16 protein-coding genes are annotated in these 16596 nt (G+C 69.6%); 10 read left to right on the top strand and 6 right to left on the bottom strand.

The window, feature by feature from the left end:
• Positions 1-142: 142 nt before the first annotated feature.
• Positions 143-1663 carry an MFS transporter gene (locus AB0J87_RS56505; protein ID WP_355212678.1) on the top strand — a complete coding sequence of 507 codons (1521 nt, stop codon included), beginning with the start codon at positions 143-145 and terminating at the stop codon, positions 1661-1663.
• Between the two features lie 227 nt (positions 1664-1890).
• Positions 1891-2730, top strand: coding sequence for a class I SAM-dependent methyltransferase (locus tag AB0J87_RS56500; protein WP_363982846.1), 840 nt, complete (start codon positions 1891-1893; stop codon positions 2728-2730).
• Positions 2731-2739: 9 nt separating this feature from the next.
• Here the strand turns inward: AB0J87_RS56500 and AB0J87_RS56495 are convergent, their stop codons facing one another.
• Complete coding sequence (locus tag AB0J87_RS56495) at positions 2740-5583, bottom strand: AAA family ATPase (protein WP_363982843.1); 2844 nt, start codon at positions 5581-5583, stop codon at positions 2740-2742.
• A 1455-nt stretch (positions 5584-7038) separates the two neighbouring features.
• Here AB0J87_RS56495 and AB0J87_RS56490 point away from each other — a divergent pair.
• The 4 genes from AB0J87_RS56490 (at position 7039) to AB0J87_RS56475 (ending at position 10066) form a co-directional block, all read left to right on the top strand.
• Positions 7039-8547 (top strand): AMP-binding protein, encoded by a 1509-nt coding sequence (locus AB0J87_RS56490; protein WP_363982840.1) that lies wholly within the window; start codon positions 7039-7041, stop codon positions 8545-8547.
• A gap of 173 nt (positions 8548-8720) precedes the next feature.
• Positions 8721-8885, top strand: a complete 165-nt coding sequence (locus tag AB0J87_RS56485; protein ID WP_355212684.1) for a hypothetical protein — start codon at positions 8721-8723, stop codon at positions 8883-8885.
• 141 nt (positions 8886-9026) lie between these two features.
• Positions 9027-9458, top strand: a complete 432-nt coding sequence (locus tag AB0J87_RS56480) for a hypothetical protein (RefSeq protein ID WP_363982836.1) — start codon at positions 9027-9029, stop codon at positions 9456-9458.
• Positions 9455-10066, top strand: coding sequence for a TetR family transcriptional regulator (locus tag AB0J87_RS56475; RefSeq protein ID WP_363982833.1), 612 nt, complete (start codon positions 9455-9457; stop codon positions 10064-10066). The genes AB0J87_RS56480 and AB0J87_RS56475 overlap by 4 nt, the downstream gene beginning before the upstream one ends.
• A gap of 30 nt (positions 10067-10096) precedes the next feature.
• On the opposite strand, the gene AB0J87_RS56470 is transcribed toward AB0J87_RS56475, so the two are convergent.
• A complete protein-coding gene (locus AB0J87_RS56470; RefSeq protein WP_363982830.1) occupies positions 10097-10423 on the bottom strand; it encodes an AzlD domain-containing protein in 327 nt (108 codons plus the stop codon).
• Positions 10416-11135 (bottom strand): AzlC family ABC transporter permease, encoded by a 720-nt coding sequence (locus AB0J87_RS56465; RefSeq protein WP_363982827.1) that lies wholly within the window; start codon positions 11133-11135, stop codon positions 10416-10418. The genes AB0J87_RS56470 and AB0J87_RS56465 overlap by 8 nt, the downstream gene beginning before the upstream one ends.
• A 103-nt stretch (positions 11136-11238) precedes the next feature.
• Here AB0J87_RS56465 and AB0J87_RS56460 point away from each other — a divergent pair, with 103 nt between their 5' ends.
• Complete coding sequence (locus AB0J87_RS56460; RefSeq protein ID WP_363982824.1) at positions 11239-11679, top strand: Lrp/AsnC family transcriptional regulator; 441 nt, start codon at positions 11239-11241, stop codon at positions 11677-11679.
• Positions 11680-11682: 3 nt separating this feature from the next.
• Here the strand turns inward: AB0J87_RS56460 and AB0J87_RS56455 are convergent, their stop codons facing one another.
• The gene (locus AB0J87_RS56455; protein ID WP_363982821.1) at positions 11683-12510 is read right to left on the bottom strand and encodes an aldo/keto reductase; all 828 of its coding nucleotides are present in this window, start codon (positions 12508-12510) and stop codon (positions 11683-11685) included.
• 77 nt (positions 12511-12587) lie between these two features.
• On the opposite strand from AB0J87_RS56455, the gene AB0J87_RS56450 reads away from it, so the two are divergent.
• The gene (locus tag AB0J87_RS56450; RefSeq protein ID WP_363982818.1) at positions 12588-13082 is read left to right on the top strand and encodes a MarR family transcriptional regulator; all 495 of its coding nucleotides are present in this window, start codon (positions 12588-12590) and stop codon (positions 13080-13082) included.
• 13 nt (positions 13083-13095) lie between these two features.
• On the opposite strand, the gene AB0J87_RS56445 is transcribed toward AB0J87_RS56450, so the two are convergent.
• Complete coding sequence (locus tag AB0J87_RS56445; protein WP_363982815.1) at positions 13096-13503, bottom strand: helix-turn-helix domain-containing protein; 408 nt, start codon at positions 13501-13503, stop codon at positions 13096-13098.
• A gap of 145 nt (positions 13504-13648) precedes the next feature.
• On the opposite strand from AB0J87_RS56445, the gene AB0J87_RS56440 reads away from it, so the two are divergent.
• Entirely contained in the window at positions 13649-15007 is a 1359-nt protein-coding gene (locus AB0J87_RS56440; RefSeq protein WP_363982812.1) for an MFS transporter, read from the top strand.
• Entirely contained in the window at positions 15004-15468 is a 465-nt protein-coding gene (locus AB0J87_RS56435) for a pyridoxamine 5'-phosphate oxidase family protein (RefSeq protein WP_363982809.1), read from the top strand. Before AB0J87_RS56440 ends, AB0J87_RS56435 begins: the two co-directional genes overlap by 4 nt.
• Positions 15469-15477: 9 nt before the next feature.
• Here the strand turns inward: AB0J87_RS56435 and AB0J87_RS56430 are convergent, their stop codons facing one another.
• Positions 15478-16491: an NAD(P)-dependent alcohol dehydrogenase gene (locus tag AB0J87_RS56430; protein WP_363982806.1), complete on the bottom strand. Its 1014-nt coding sequence runs from the start codon at positions 16489-16491 to the stop codon at positions 15478-15480.
• Positions 16492-16596 lie beyond the last annotated feature (105 nt).

Genomic DNA, 16596 nt, shown 5'->3' with positions numbered 1-16596 from the left:
GCCAGTCAGGAGGTAATCGTGAACAGCCATGACATGGAGCACCAGCATGTCGTGGCAGTCAATGTTTACTTGACAAGGCCCTTTGGCAAGCTGACATATGGTGTACTGTAAATGTTACGTACACAGTATGAGAGGGGTGGGAATGGATATCGCCGAAAGAGGCGCCAAAGCGGGGTGGCGGGAGTGGACCGGCCTGGCGATCCTCATGCTGCCCGTACTGCTCATCTCCATCACGGTGACGGTGCTGTTTTTCGCGCTCCCGTCACTGACCGCCGAGCTGGAACCGAGCGGCACACAGCAGCTGTGGATCGTCGACATCTACGCCTTCCTGCTGGCCGGGCTGCTCATTCCGATGGGCAATCTGGGTGACCGGATCGGCCGCCGGCGGCTGCTCCTGGTGGGCGCGGTGGTGTTCGGCCTCACGTCGGCCATCGCGGCGTACGCGCCCAGTGCCGAGCTGCTCATTGTGGCGCGTGGCCTGCAGGGGGCCGCGGCGGCGACGCTGATGCCGCCGACCCTCGCCCTCATCCGGGTGCTGTTCACCGACGGCCGCCAGCTCCACATGGCCATCGCCATCTGGGCCGCGATCTTCACCCTCGGCAGCGTGGCCGGGCCGATCGTCGGCGGGTGGCTGCTGGAGAGCTTCTGGTGGGGAGCGGTCTTCCTGATCAGCGTGCCGATCATGATCCTGTTACTCGCGCTCGGCCCGCTCCTGCCGGAATACCGCGACCCCAACCCGGGGAAGTTCGACATTCTCAGCGCGGTCCTCGTGCTGCTCGCCGCCCTGCCGATCGTCTACGCGGTGAAGATGGTCGCCGAGCAGAACTTCTCCGTGACGATGTGGATCAGCGCCGTGATCGGGCTGCTGTTCCTGACCCTGTTCCTGCAGAGGCAGCGCAAGCTGCCCGACCCCATGCTGGACCTGGCGCTCTTCCGCCGGCACGCGTTCACCGTGTCCCTGATCACCGCCACCCTCGCGGTGTTCGCCCTCGTCGGGACGTTCTATTTCATCACGCAATACCTGATGTCGGTGCTCGGGATGCGGCCGATCGTGGCCGGGCTGATGACCGTGCCGACAGCCGTCAGCTCGGCGGCCGGCTCGGTGCTCGGGGCGGCGCTCACCAAATGGTTCCGGCCCGGCACCATCATGGGCTCCGGCATGGTCTTCGGGGCGATCGGCTTCCTGCTGATCTCCCAGCTGAGCACGGACGTCAACCTGCCGCTGCTGTTCAGCGGGCTGTTCCTGCTGGGCTGGGGGATCGGATCGGTGCAGGCACTGGCCTCCACCATGGTGGTCGCCACGGCGCCGCCCGAGAAGGCGGGATCCGCCTCGGGGCTGTTCGAGTCCTCCACCGAGTTCGGGCAGGCGCTCGGAGCCGCCATCCTCGGCAGCATCGGGGTGGCCGTCTACCGCAGCACCCTCGCCGCGCAGCTGCCGCCCGGCGTCCCGCCCGACGCCGCCGCGGTGGCGCACGAGACCCTCGGTGGCGCGCTGTCGGTCGCCGCCGAGCTCCCTCGGGCGGTGGGCGAGGCCCTGGCCTCCGTGGCCCGCGACGCCTATGTAGACGGAATGCAGATCGCCGCTTTCGCCGGCGCGGTCATCATGCTAGTAATGGGGATTCTCGCGTTCATCAAGTTGCGCGAGGCGCAAAATCCTTCGTGATGCGTCCGGGGCGCGGCGTAAATGGGTGGGGCCGATGTACGGAAGACCGGACCAGAAAAGGGGGGATAGCACCATTGAGTACATGAGAGAATCCGGGCACTCTTCGAGGTATAGGCAAGAGTCTTCGCGAGACGAACGCGATTGATCCTCGGTGCGTTCGCGTCGGCAGGCACCGGTGCGGTGCCGCGACCGCGGGCCACCCTTATTGTCGGAGGGAAGTCGGAGACATGTACGACCAGAGCAGTCATACCTTTTTGAATTTGACGGGCTATGGCGTGGCACATGCGGCCGACTACCCGACCGACGATTTCCGGGAGAACAGCCGGGACGACTATCGGACGACCGTCGAGCAGACCGCCGCGTTTCTCGCCGCCGAGGCGGGGATCGACGGATCGAGCACGGTGCTCGAGGTGGGCGACGACTGCGAATGCCTGCTGGTCTACCTGGCTCAGTGGTTCGGCTGCCGAGGCGAGGGGATCTTCGAGAGCGAGGAGTACGTCAGGTTCGCCCAGGATCTGTGCACCAACCAGCGGCAACGGCTGGACGTCGGCTTCCGGCGGGCCTCGGTGCTGGGACTTCCGTACGAGCCCGGCACTTTCAGCCACGTCGTCAGCCACGGCGCGCTGCACAAGGCGCCGGACATGCCGCGCAGCTATGCGGAGATCCGCCGCGTGCTGCGCAGCGGCGGCATCTTCGCCTTCAGTGATTTCTACCGGCCGCGGACGAGGATCAGCGAGCGCACCCGGACCGAGGTCTACGACAAGTTCGGGTGGAACGACGGCTACACGCTTCTCGAATACCATTCCGCGCTGGAGGAGGCCGGCTTCGAAATCAGTTCGGTGGTCAATGTGACCGGCTTCCTCAGGCGGACGTTCGAGGGAAACGCGGAGGCGGCCCGGGCGCGGGCCGAACAGATGGCCGACGCCGAGGCCCGGGACAAGATGCTCGCCTTCGCCGCGTCATGCGAAGAAGTGCAGTCCGCCATCGACCGGGGGGAGGTCGGCTGGGCCATCGTCGTCGTCCGCAAACGGGACGTACCCGAATGGGAAATCCCGCTAGATGAATGAAACCGGCCGTCACCCGGGCACGGACGCCGAGCCGGGAAGGTGCCGGGAATTCTCTGCGACGAGCACGTTTCCGTTCGACGAACCGAGCTCTTTCGACGAGAACAGACGCGGAAGGTCGTTCCGGCCGTTCACCCCGAGTTTGCGATATATGCGCGTGAGGTGCTGCTCCACCGTACTGATGGTGATATGAGCTCTCGTCGCGATCTCCCGGTTCGTGTAGCCGAGCGCCGCCATCGAGGCGACCCGATATTCGGCGGGGCTCAGGGCGTTCTGGTCGTTCCCGGCGGCCATCGCGCCGAATTCGCTGTCGAAGGCGTTCGCCACCGACCTGCGCAGGGGCTCGGCATGGCAACGCTGGCCGACCCGGTCCGCCTGCTGGCCGATGAGCCGGGCCTTGTCCGTCTCGCCCAGGGCGGCCAGGGAGTGGCTGAGGCGTGCCAGCGCGTGCGCCAGCTCCATCTTGTGGCCGGAGTCCTGGAGCATGTCGACGGCCTTGCGCAGCAGCGGCGGCCGGCGTCCGACCTCCTCGGCCGAGGCCAGCACCATCAGCGCGAACCCCCGGATCCGGGGACTGTGGCCGTGCGGCGTGGCGTGGTGCAGCTCGAGGAACTTCCGGGCGCGGGCGTTGTTCTTCAGCACGACCGAGACCCCGGCCGCCCCGAGGCGCCACGGGACGAGCAGCGGCGTGTCGACCTCCCAGGACCGCATCAGTGTGCCGCACTTCAGGAAGTCGCTGAGGCCCGCGTGCGCCTGGCCGACCGACGTTCTGTAGTGGCCCCGCGCGAAGAGGTAGTGCAGCCCGTACCGGGTCTGGTAAACGGTTTCAGGCAGGGGATGACGGAGGTACTGTTCGGCCTTCTGATACTCGCCCATCTCGGTGTGGGCCTCGATGAGGCTGGCCAGCGGGAGCGCCGCGAGCACGCCCAGGCTCCTGGGGGGCAGGGTGCGCAGGGAGAGCTCGCCCCATTCGACGGCCTCCAGCATCTCTCCCTTGTGCTCGGCGATGTGCGCGCGGAAGGCCGCGAGCACGCTCAGCCACGTGGGCGAGTTGCGCCGCTCCGCCACCGCGTACAGGTTCTCGACGAGGGAGGCCGCCTCGTGGGTGCGGTCCGAATAGACGAAGCAGAACAGGGCCGCCTCGACCAGCTCGATGTTGCAGCCTTCGAGCTGGACGGAGTGCAGGACCTTCTCCGCCGTCCTCAGGGCCGCCTCGGTCTCGCCGTCGCGCAGGTTGGCGGCGAGCGCGGAGATCGTCCGCGCGTACGAATGGGCCGGGTGCCGTTCGCTGCCCTCGCGTAAGGGGGAGGGCTTGTGCGTCCCCCGCAACCGGTGCAGGACCGGGGGGTGGGTGCTGGCCAGCCAGTGGTCGGCCGCCAGGCGCCACGCGTGGGCTCCGCCCGCCTCCTGGCCATCGCCCTGCTCGGCCTGCTCCAGCAGCGCGAACATCTCCTCGGCCTCGTCGTACTGGCCGTGCCAGAGCATGCACGTGAGCAGCCAGTGCACGTCCCTGGCGGGCAGCCGGCCGTCCCGCGCGGCCTGCACGAGCATGGGGAGGTACATGGTGGCGGTGGAGGGGTTGATCCGCCAGGTGGCCTTGGCCAGCGCCAGGGTGACCTGGATCCGTTCGTCGGTCCCGGAGCACAGGTCCGCCGCGTACCGGAGGTACCGCACGGCGAGCTCGTACTCGTCGGTGGCCAGCGCCTGGTCGGCGGCCTCCCGCAGCACGTCCAGGGCCCAGGGCTCGTGCTTGGCGCCGGCGGCGACGAGGTGGTCGGCGATCACGGTGGGCTGTACGCCGGTCGCGTGCAGCAACTGGGCGGCGCGTGCGTAAAGCTCTTTGAGGAGGTCCGGTTCCATGGAGTCCAGGACGGCCTCCCTGGCGGCGGGGTGGCGGAAGCCGTCCATGCCCAGCAGGCCGATCTCCGCCAGCCATTCCAGGGTGCGGACCACGGCCGGCTGCTTGATGTGCAGCATCTCGGCCAGCAGCGGGGGAGAGGCCGACGCGTCCAGCACCGCGGCGGCGCGCAGGACCCGTAGGGGGGTGCTGCCGATGCGGTTCAGCAGCGTACGGACGGATCCGGAGAAGCCGTCGTCGATCACCAGGCCGGTCCCGTCGCCGCCCGCGTTCTGCCGGTCCTCTATCAGCGAGCGCACCAGGAGGGCGTTTCCGCCGCTGACCTGGTGGATCGCCTCCGCCAGCGGATCGTCCGGCTCGGTCCCGAGGCGGACCTGCGCGATCCTGGAAATGGTGCCCGACGAGTACGGCGCCACCTTGATGCGGCGGCACTGCGGATGGTGCATGAGATCGCTCTGAATTCTGAGCGGCACCCCGTCCGGTCCTTCGTTCACCGTGAAGACCATGAAGACGTTCGCGGAATGGAGCCGGTTTATGAAATGCAGGAGAATGTCCAGCGAAACCGAGTCCGCGTATTGCACGTCCTCGATGGTTATCAATACCGCGCCGCTGCGCGCGTGGTTGGTGATGATCTCCCACAGGCCGTGCGTGACGCCGATCCAATTGAGGTCTTCCGGCCGGATCCCGCGCGGTCCCGCGTTGAATACGGCCTCCTGCAGAAGTTTCAACGCGGGGGGCATCTCGCCCAGTGCGGCACTCAGGCTCTGCGAAACCTGGTGGATGACGCCCAGTGAGATGTTCTGCTCGTTCCGTAGGCAGATGGCGCTCAGATGAGTGGCGCCCGACCGCACCGCCGAATCGGCGAAGGCGTGCAGCACCCGGCTCTTGTCGAACCCTGGAGGGCCGGTTATCATCGCAATTCTTCCCCAACCATGCTCACTCTCCGCGAGCATGGTATTGAGGAGGGTGATTTCTGATTCGCGTTCGGCGAACTGCATCGACTCTCCTTCACCTGTTTGGTCGTAGAGGAAGCTCAATCAGGAAGCGGACCGGGAGCAGTCCAGGGATCTTCGGTTGCCGACTTCGTCACGTTCGAGCCGAGGTTTTCGGCGTGGCGTGGAAGACGCCCGGCCCCTCTCGCCCGCGGGCGGTGAAGGTGTGGCCGGCCGCCCGGAGGCGGCACGGTGGCCGTGCTTCGGCGTGGCGGCGGGTGACGGCGGTCTGCCGAGCCACGACCGCAGGTCCTCGCGTGAGCCGGCCCCGGACCGGGACGGCTCGATGTTCGCGCAGCTCGAAGCCGGGGCGGAGCCTGTCAGGATCCGCCCGCCGGGTCCGGGTGACGGACGTCCGAGGCGCGACGTGGTGCCCGCGCTCGAGTCGCGGGATACGGCCGGACCCCCGCCGCGGCGGGCACCGCCCGGCGTGCGGTCCGCCGCTTCCGGGAAGCGGACGGCGCGCACGACAAGGCCGCCACCGCCGGCGGCCGAGCCGGGGCGGTGGTCCGGTAGCTGGACGGCGTCCACCGGCGGGCGGTCGCCATGGGTGAGAACGGAAAGGATTCCCTGCCCCCTTTGAAGTCGATGACCCGCGGCCACGCTACGACCGGGTGGCAGAACGCCATCCGGCGGCGCGGCCGCCCCGCAGGGAAAACAGGGGCGGCGACGCGGGGGCGGGTTTCCCGTGGTTCACCGCGATTTCACTGACATTCCGATAAAGATTGAGTGCGACAGCGCCTTTCGCGCTCTCGCCTGCGTCCGTGAATTCCTGTAACATGTGCGGCCACGTCTCCATCATGCGTATCAGCGGCTTGCGTAGCCGGTGTGCTGCGAAAACACACCGTCCGGCAGACCTTGCACCCCGACCGAATCGCAAACGGGCGCCAAACCGTCACGGTAATGTTGTACGCCGGTCCGAGTCAAGGAAAGACCGCCTTGACGGCACGGCACCGGACAGGCGTGGATCACTGTAGTCCGGAATGCCAATAGCCGTAAACCGAGGGCCGCATGATTCTCCGCCGCAACGGTGCTCAACTGGGGCGATGAAGCCCATCTCTTTTCGGGCGGCCGTTTTCTGGAACGTACCAAATAGGACGGCGGTAATCCGCCGCAACCGCTCCTCTTGCGACGTTGTCGCATCTGGAATCTCCGGAAACCCTCGCAGGTGAACAGTCCTCCTGCCCCCGAGGTTGTGAACATTGCACAGAATTCCAAGATCATCTATGGCGTGAGTTGGCCGTCCCGGTCGCGGGCCGGGAGGGCCGGCGGGATCCGCCGCCGCTGGGGGCCTACGCGGCCCCAGGACCCCTAGATAGGGGTGGCATAGGGGGTCAGCTCGCCGGGGCCCGAGCGTAGCTTCGGAATCGGCCTGGCCGGCTTCCGGTTGCACGCGCATGCGTCCCGGCTGCCGGAGAATTCCTTTCCCCGGCTCGGGGCTGGAGGCACATATTGAACGGGTTGATTTCCACGGCGTATTCTCCGCGGCCGCGGCTCATCCACGAACTGCTGGACGAGGCGGCCGCCATGAATCCGGACGGGATCGCGGTGCGCGACGCCCGCGGCGGCTGGAGCTATCGGCGGGTGGTCGAGCTCAGCCGCGCTTTCGCCGCCTGGCTGGCGGCCACGGGCGTCGAACCCGGCGACCGGATCATCGTGCAGCTGCCCAACCTGCGCGAGACCGTCCCCATCCTCTACGGCGCGTCGCGGCACGGTGTCGTCTTCGTGCCCCTGAACCCCGGGATGAAGGCGTACCACCTGCGGTCCGTCATGGAGGACTCCGAGCCCAAGCTGGTCATCGGGGCCGGCGAGGCGCTGCGGGAGACCGCCGACGTGCCCGTCCACGGGATCGACGAGCTCTGGAGGGAGGTGGAGGCGTTCGCCGGACGCCCCGTCCCGGGCGGTCCGGCCGAGGTCCGGCCGCAGGACGTCGCGGTCCTGATGTACACCTCCGGCAGCACGGCGGCGCCCAAGGCGGTGGTGGGCCCGCACGCGCAGGTGACGTTCGCGGCATCGGCCATCAACGCCGTGCTCGGCTACCGTCCGGGGGACGTCGTCTTCTGCCGGTCGCCGATGTCCTTCGACTACGGCCTCTACCAGATCTTCCTGTCCGCCCTCGGCCACGCGGAGCTGGTGCTGGCGGGTGAAGGGTCCGACCTGGCGCTGCTGAGCCAGCTGCAGGAGTGCGGCGCGACCGTCGTGCCGATGGTGCCCTCGCTGGGAGCCATGCTCACGACCCTGGGCAGGCGGGCCCCCGGCTCCGTGCCCACCGTGCGGATGTTCACCAGCACCGGCGCCGCGCTGCCGGCCTCGACCATCGAGGGCCTGCGCGAGTGCTTCCCCGGTGCCCGGGTGGTGCGGATGTACGGGGTCACCGAGTGCAAACGGGTCACCATCATGGAACCGGAGCTGGAGCGGGAACGCCCCGACTCGGTCGGCCGCCCCCTGCCCGGCACCCGCGTGCTGATCCTCGGCGACGACGGCACGCCGCTGCCCGCCGGTGAGACCGGGGAGATCGTGGTGGCCGGGCCCAACGTGATGGCGGGATACTGGCGCGCCCCCGAACTGACCGCCCGCGTCTACCGCCGCGACGCGGCCACCGGCGAGACCCGCCTGCACACCGGCGACTACGGTTTCCTCGACGAGGACGGTTACCTCTACTTCGAGGGCCGGCGCGACGACATGTTCAAGCGCAAGGGCACCCGCATGAGCACCATCGAGATCGAGGCCGCCGCGATGGACATCCCGGGCGTCCGGGCCGCCGCGGTGGTGCCTCCCGGCGAGCGGCACGATCTCGCGATCATCGTCGAGGGCGACCTCGCCCCCCACGCCGTCCTGCGCGAGCTGGCGCACCGCCTGGAGGCCGCGAAGGTGCCCGCGATCTGCCGCGTCCTGCCCTTCTTTCCTCTCACCCTCAACGGCAAGAACGAGCGCAAGGACCTCGTACGGTTCCTCGAGGAGACACCCTGAGGGCGGGCTCGGGCCTGGGGAAGGCTTTGCCTCCCGCCGGGAGACGCCGCGGGCCGTTCCCGCTAGCGTGAGAAGTGCTTCATGCGCCGTACTGGCGCTTCCCGGGAGCCCCATGTCGACGCTCCGTCAGCCCGCATCAGCTGGGCGCTCATCACCTCACGGAGTGATCTCTGATGCTCGAACGCCTGCTCGTCGCCGCCACCCTGGTGGCGTCCGCGCTCATCGGTTCGGTCTCGCTCTCCGCCCCATCGACCGGTACGGCCGCCGCCGCCACGGTGGCGCAGGCCCCGGCCGCGATCCCGCCCGCCCCGGTCCCTCCGGATGACGACGACGGGTAGGAGGTCCGCCGCCGCACCGGTCATCCGTCGCCCCGCGAGGACGCTCCTCGCGGGGCGATCCCGTTCCCCGGCCCGGGTTGTGCGGAGTTTGTGTACGACGTAAGCTTACGTGGTACACAAACTCCGACCCGGGAGGTCGTCATGACCACGATCGCCATCGCACTCCCTCTCCTCTGGCTGGCCTGGCTGGCCCTGACCGAGTGGGTGCCGATGTTCCCGCTCAACGACCTGAAGACCGGCAACCTGCGGCCACGGCTGCTCGCCGCGTCGATCAACTACCCGTTCCCGCTGCTCATCGCCGCCGGCATCGCCCTGCACCGGCCGTGGTCGCTGATCGCCGCGTCGGTGTTATGCGGGCTGATCCTGGCCGGGCACCTGGCCAATTGGTGGCTGCCGTACTTCGGGCTGAGCTCCGCCGCCCAGCGGCAGGTCTACGAGCGCGACTACGCCCGCACCCTCAAGATCCTGCCTGCGGACGGGCACGCGGTCGTCCCCGACGTCCAGCACATGATCGTCGGACTGCTCAGTATGGCCATGCTCGGCACCACATTGGCTGTCACACTGGCCGCATGAGCACCAAGCCACCACGCGGCCGGGGCGGGCGGCCGCCCCAGCTGGCCACCGAGCAGATCGTCACCGCGGCCATCGCCCTCCTCGACGAGGAGGGCCTGGACGCGGTGACCATGCGGGGCATCGGTGCCCGCCTCGGGGTGGCCGCGATGTCGCTGTACCGGCATGTGCCCAATCGCGACGCCATTCTGGCCGCGATCGTCAATCGCCTGTTCGCCACCGCGCTCGCCGGGTTCGACCCCGGCCCGACGTGGACGGATGCGGTGACGCGGTTCGCCGTGGCGTACCGGCGCATGCTGCTCGACCACCCGCACGCCGTGCCGCTGCTGGCCACCTACCCGGTCGACGTCGAAAGCTCCCTGCCGCTGCTGGCGGGTGTGCTCGACCGCTTCACCGCCGCCGGCATCGAGCAGGACGAGTCCCTGATCGTCATCCAGTCCGTCGGCGTCTACGTGCTCGGGCACGCCCTCGCCCAGGTGGGCACGCCGCCCGGCTCCGACGCCCCCGCTCCTCCGCCCGGCCCCGCCGCACTCGACTTCTACGAACGGTGGTTCACCACGGGGCTGGACGCCATCGTCACGGGCTTCGGGCAGCGGCTCCGTCCCCAGTAGGGACCTTGGGCGCGCTCAACGCCCTCTGATTCAGAAGGCGTTGACGAGGACGACGTAGGCCGCGGTGCCGATCCCGACGCTCAGGATCGTCCGGCGGCCGAACGCGAGATGGACGCCCGCCGTGACGGCGACCGCGAGCAGCGCGTACAGCGTCGCGCGCGGCTCGGCGGCGATGGTGCCGTGCAGGGCGGTCACGGCGAGGATGGCGAGGATGCCGACCGGCATCCACACCGAGAGTTGCCGCACGATCGCCGAGCCGCGCAGCGTGCGCAGCACCGCGAAGGGGGCGGCGCGCAGCGCGAGGGTGATGGCGAAGACGATCGCGAGGACGGCGACGAGGTAGGCGGTGCTAGGCATCGGCGGACTCCGGGGCGGATCGGCGGGCGGTGAGCGCGTGGCGGACCAGCAGCAGCGCCACGAAGAGCAGCAGCGCGGTGAACATGGCGACCCACGGGGTGAGGGCGAGCGCGACGGCCACGCTCGCCCCCGCCAGCAGCACCGAGGGGATCTCCCGGCGGGAGCGGAACGCGTCCAGGGTGAGCACGGTGAACAGGGCGCACAGGGCGAACTCCAGGCCCTTGATCGGCGCGGGCAGAGCCGCGCCGACGGCCACGCCGACCAGGCCGCCCCCGACCCAGTAGGTCTGGCAGGCGAGCTGCATCGCCAGCAGCCGGGGCGCCGAGCGCTCCGCCGCGGGCAGCGAGGCGTTGACGGCGTAGGCCTCGTCGATCATCGCGTAGACGGCGTACGCCTTGGCCAGCCGGTTCCTGACCAGGTGGAGCGGGAAGGAGAAGGCGTAGAAGACGTGCCGGAAGTTGACCACCAGGACGGTCAGCGCGACGGCGGCGAGCGGCGTGACGCTCGCCATCATGCCCACCAGCAGCAGCTCGAGCGATCCGGCGAACGCGGCCAACGACAGGGCGGGGGCCAGCCACCAGGAAAGGCCGGCCTGGATGACCAGCAGGCCGAGGGCGATCCCCAGCGGGAAGATCCCCAGCCCCGCGGAGAAGGAGTCGCGTACCCCCGCGATGATCTGCTCCTTCCGGGTGGTCGGGGGTGGAGCGGTCATCTGGGGCGAAAGTACATCTTGCACCCCTCCATGGTCTCGCAGAACGCGCGACATGTGGTTGCGAACATTGCTCCCGGAGGGCCTGACCGTGCAATCTTCTCTCATGGATGCGACCGACCGAGCAATCATCGCCGAGCTGGAACGGGACGGGCGGCTGACGAACGTGGAGCTGGCCCAGCGGGTCGGGCTCACCCCCGGCCCGTGCCTGCGGCGCGTCCAGCGGCTGGAGGCCGAGGGCGTCATCCGCGGTTACCGGGCGGTCATCGATCCCGCCGCCGTGGGCCGGTCGTTCGAGGTCCTGCTCGACCTCACCCTCGACGCCCAGGACGCGGAGACCGTCGAGCGCTTCGAGCAGACCCTGGCGCGGGCCCCGGAGGTCGTCGAGCTGCGGCGGCTGTTCGGCAGCCCCGACTACTTCGTCCGCGTGGCCGTCGCCGACCTGGCCGCCTACGAGACCTTCCTCAGCACGTACGTCATGACCATCCCGCGGATCAGGAACGTCACCTCGCACTTCACGATGAAGAACGTCAAACCGGCCCCCTAGGCCCTACGACACCTGGTCCAGCCGGGCGAACTGCTCGTCGGTCAGCGTGAGACCCGCCGCCGCGACGTTCTCCTCCAGATGTGCCACGGAGGTCGTGCCGGGGATGGGGAACATGGCCGGCGAGCGGCGCAGCAGCCAGGCCAGGGCGGTCTGGGCGGGAGTCGCCCCGATCTCGGCCGCCACGGTGGCCACGGGGCCGCCGGCCTTGGCGTGGTCGCCGACGGCGATCGGGAAGAACGGGACGAACGCGATCCCGTGCTCGCCGGCGTGGTCCACGACCTTCTCGTGGGTGCGGTCGGTGAGGTTGTAGAGGTTCTGGACGGCGGCGACGGGGGCGATCCCGCGTGCCTCCTCCAGCTGGTCCACCGTCACCTCAGACAGGCCGATGTGGCGGATCTTGCCCTCCTCCCGAAGTTGCGCCAGGGCGCCGACCTGGTCGGCGAGCGGGACCTGGGGGTCGACGCGGTGCAGGTAGTACAGGTCGATCACGTCGCGGCGCAGGCGGCGCAGGCTCAGCTCGGCCTGCTGGCGCAGGTACTCGGGGCGCCCCAGCGGGATCCACTCCTCGACGCTCGGCCGGGTCACGCCGCCCTTGGTGGCGATCACGACGTCGTCGGCGTAGGGGTGGAGGGCTTCGGCGATGAGCTCCTCGTTCGCGCCCAGCGCGTAGGCGTCGGAGGTGTCGATGTGCCGTACGCCGAGCTCGACCGCGCGGCGCAGGACGGCCAGGGGGCCCTGCCGGTCGGCGGGCGCCTCCCAGATCGTGCCGTCGGCCGACAGCCGCATGGCGCCGAAACCGATGCTGCCCACTTCCAAGTCGCCAATTTTCATGATTTCTCCCTAAGGTTGAGCGTTCAAGTGTGGACGCTACACCTCAAAGGTTGAGAGCTCAAGCTAGGATGGGCGGCGTGGAGACACGGTGGCTCGACGACGACGAGCAGGGGACCTGGCGGGCGTATCTGTGGACGACCCGGTTGCTCGGCGACGCCCTCGACCGGCAGTTGCAGCACGACGCCGGGATGCCGTACACGTACTACATGATCCTGGCGACGCTCTCGGAGGTCCCCGAGCGGCGCATGTCGATGACCGACCTGGCCGCGCAGGTCTACTCCTCGCTCAGCCGCCTGTCCCACGCGGTGGCACGGCTGGAGGAGCGCGGCTGGGTGCGGCGGTCACCGCACCCCGACAACCGGCGGGTGACTATGGCCGAGCTGACCGACGACGGCTTCGCCGCACTCGCGCAGGCGGCGCCCGCGCACGTGGAGGAGGTGCGCAGGCGCCTGTTCGACCCGCTCACCGGCGAGCAGGTGGCCCAGCTGCACGGCATCCTGCGGGCGCTGTGGAAGGGGCTCGACCCCGAGCCGGGCGGGGCGTATCCCGGGATCTTCGGCCCCGAGGCGTAAATCAGCGCGGGGATCAGCGCGCTGCGGGGGCTTGGAGCAGGCGCTCCTCCTCGGCGGTCCGGTCGTCGTACGCGGTGCGGGCGTCGGAGATCTCCCGCTGGTGCTCCTCGGTCCAGACGACCAGCGACTTGATCACCTCGTGCAGCGAGATGCCGAGCGCGGTCAGCTCGTACTCCACCCGCGGCGGCACCACCGGATAGACGGTGCGGGTCACGAGCCCGTCGCGCTCCAGCTGGCGCAGCGTCACGGTGAGCATGCGCTGGCTGACCCCGTCGATGGCACGGCGCAGCTCGGAGAAGCGCATCGTACGGCGGTCGAGCAGGGCGATGACCAGCAGCGACCACTTGTCCGCGACGCGGTCGAGGATCTTCCGCACGTCGCAGTCGGCCCGGGTGTCCCACTGGATGACCTCGTCGTCCATGGTTCCCGTGCAGTAACCGAGTGCCTTTGAAGTGCCGTCTTCCATTGCTTCCCCATGGTCACGCAAGATTCCTTTGTTACGAAAAAGAACCATAGGAGTCGTTCCCGTGTCCACAACCACGCACTCTTCTTCGCCGTCGTTGCGCATGACCCCCAAAGCCTGGGGGATGCTGTTCGTCCTGTGCGGCGCGATCTTCCTCGAGGGGATCAACGTCGCGATGCTCAACGTGGCCCTGCCCGCCATCCGGGCCGACCTCGGCCTGTCCACGGGTGAGCTGCAGTGGGTGATCAGCGCCTACGTCCTGGGCTACGGCGGGTTCATGCTGGTCGGCGGCCGGGCGGCCGACCTGTTCGGCCGCCGCCGGATGTTCCTGATCTGGCTGGCGGTCTTCCTCGTCGTCTCCGCCCTGGGCGGGCTGGCCAGTGAGGGCTGGGTACTCATCGCCGCCCGTTTCGTGGCGGGCGTCGCCGCCGCGGTCATGACCCCCGCCGGGTTGTCCATCATCACCACGAGTTTCGAGGAGGGGCCGCGGCGCAACCAGGCGCTCCTGGTGTACTCGGGCACCGCCGCCGGCGGTTTCTCCCTCGGGCTGGTGCTCGGCGGCCTGCTCGCCGCCGTGGACTGGCGCTGGGTGCTGTTCGCGCCGGCGGTGCTGGCCCTGATCATCCTGGTCCTGGCGGTGCCGCTGATCCCGGCCAGTCTCATGGAACGTTCCCAGGAGCGCAGGCTGGACGTGGCGGGCGCGGTGACCATCACCGCCGCCATCATGCTGCTGGTGCTCGGCGTCGAGCGCGCCGCCCACGTGGGCGCCGGGTGGACCGCCGGCGCGCTGGTCACCGGGCTGGCCCTGGTCGCGCTCTTCCTCGTGATCGAACGCCGCTCCGCCGCGCCGCTGGTGCGCCTGGGCATCTTCCGCTCCGCGCCGCTCGTCCGCGCCAACCTCGCGGGGCTGCTGTTCTCCGGGGCCTTCTTCGGCTTCCAGTTCATCGCGGTCCTGTATCTCCAGGAGGTGCGCGGCTGGACCTCGCTGCAGACCAGCCTGGCCATGCTCGCGGTCGGCGCGGACGCCGTCCTCGCCCCGACCCTGACCCCGCGCCTGGTCAACCGGTTCGGCAACGCGAGGGTCATCCTGGCCGGGCTGCTGTTCGCCGTGCTCTCGTACGTGTTGTTCCTGCCCATCGGCATGGACACCGTCTATCTCGCGATGTTCCCCACCATGATCATCCTGGGGGTGGCGTTCGCCCTCGCGTACGGTCCGCTCACCATCGTCGCCACCGACGGCGTGGACGAGAGCGAGCAGGGCCTGGCCGGCGGGCTGCTCTACACCTCCTTCCAGTTCGGCGCGGCGCTCGGGCTGGCGGCCAGCACCACGGTGATCGTGGCCGTGGCGGACGCGGGGGACCTGCTCGGCGCCTACCGCACCGCGCTCGCCGTGCCGATCGCCGCCGCCGCCCTGGCCGTCGTGGTCAGCGCTTTCGGCCTGCGGAAGGGAGCCGCGCGATGACGTCCTTCGCGGAGATCGAGGCCGAGTTCAACGCCATCGTCGGCGCCACCGTGTACGCCACCATGGTCACCGTGGACGCCCGCAACCGCCCGCGCACCCGGGTGCTCATCCCCATCTGGGAGAACGTGGACGGGCGGCCGCTGGGCTGGCTCGCCACCTACCGGACCCCGGTCAAGGCGGCCCACCTGGCCGGCAACCCGCACACCTCGTTCTCGTACTGGAAGCCCGGCAACAACTCGGTCGCCGTCGACGCCGTGGCCGCGTGGGTGGACGACCTGGACGTGCGGCGGCGCGTGTGGGACCTCTACCGCGCCACCAGCCCCCTGGGCGCCGGGTACGACCTGGGCGCCTTCTGGCGCTCGCCGGCCGACCCCAAGCTGCACGTCCTGCGCCTCGACCCCTTCCGGGTCCAGGTCATCCGCGGCATGGACCTGCGCAGCCGCATCTGGACGGCCGGCTGAGCGGGCGGGTCAGGCGTGGCTGACGATCACCTTGCCGAAGCCGCCGCCTGACCCGCAGTAGGCGAAGGCGTCGGGCACCTGCTCGAACGGGAACACCCGGTCGATCACCGGGCGCAGCCGGTGCGCCTCGACGGCCCGGTTCAGCTCGAGGAAGTGGGCCCGGCTGCCGGTGGCGATCCGGCGCAGCACCGAACCGGCCATGAACAGGGTGGCGGGGTCGACGGGGGCGGCTCCTTCGGCGCCGGAGAGCCAGTAGCCGACGAAGGCGACCTCGCCGCCGGCAGAGACGGACCGCAGCGACTGCTCCAGCGGCCCCGTCGCGTCGACGACGCGATCGGCTCCCCGGCCGTCGGTCAGCGCGTGCACCTCCTTCCACCAGGCCGGGTTCTCCCGGTAGTTGATCACCTCGTCGGCTCCGAGCGCCTTCAGCCGCTCGGCCTTGGCGGGGCCGGACGTGGTCACGATCACTCTGGCTCCGGCCAGCTTGGCGAAGAGCAGCACGAACAGCGACACGGCGCCCGACCCGAGCGTCAGCACGGTCGTGCCGGCGTGCGGGGCGCCGCCGGAGGTCAGGGAGTTCCACGCGGTCACCGCCGCCAGCGGCAGCGCCGCGGCCTCCTCGTACGACAGGTGATCGGGGATGGGCACGACGCCGTCCTCGCTCAGCAGCGCGTACTCGGTCAGCACGCCGTCGATCATGGTGCCGAGCTGGGCGGCGTCCTCGCGCCGGAACGGGCCGTCCAGCCAGCGCGGGAAGACGGTGGCCGCCACCCGGTCACCCGGCCTGACCCGGGTGACGTCCGCGCCGACCGCCACGACCTCTCCCACTCCCTCGCAGCCGGGCACCACGCCGGGGGTGACCGGCAGGGGATAGTCTCCGGACAGCACGCGCAGGTCGCGGAACCCGAGGGAGTTCGCGCGGATCCTGACCACGACCTGCCCGCGCCCCGGTTCGGGCTCGTCGCGGTCGTGCAGCGTCAGCCCGTCGAGGCCGCGTCCGGGTACGAGGCGGTAGCTCTTCATCTGATGTCCTTTCCGGTTCCGCATGAGTGGGCACGATCGTGCGGGGCGGCTGTGGCAGCCGGCAATTCCCTGGGGGGAATCGCGGGCCCGCACGGCGACCGGATA

The organism is Nonomuraea sp. NPDC049625 (assembly GCF_040675285.1).
In the GTDB taxonomy this organism is placed as follows: Bacteria; Actinomycetota; Actinomycetes; order Streptosporangiales; family Streptosporangiaceae; genus Nonomuraea; species Nonomuraea angiospora_A.
The sequence above is the reverse complement of the archived record's forward strand: the minus strand, read 5'-3'. Positions and strand labels throughout refer to the sequence as shown.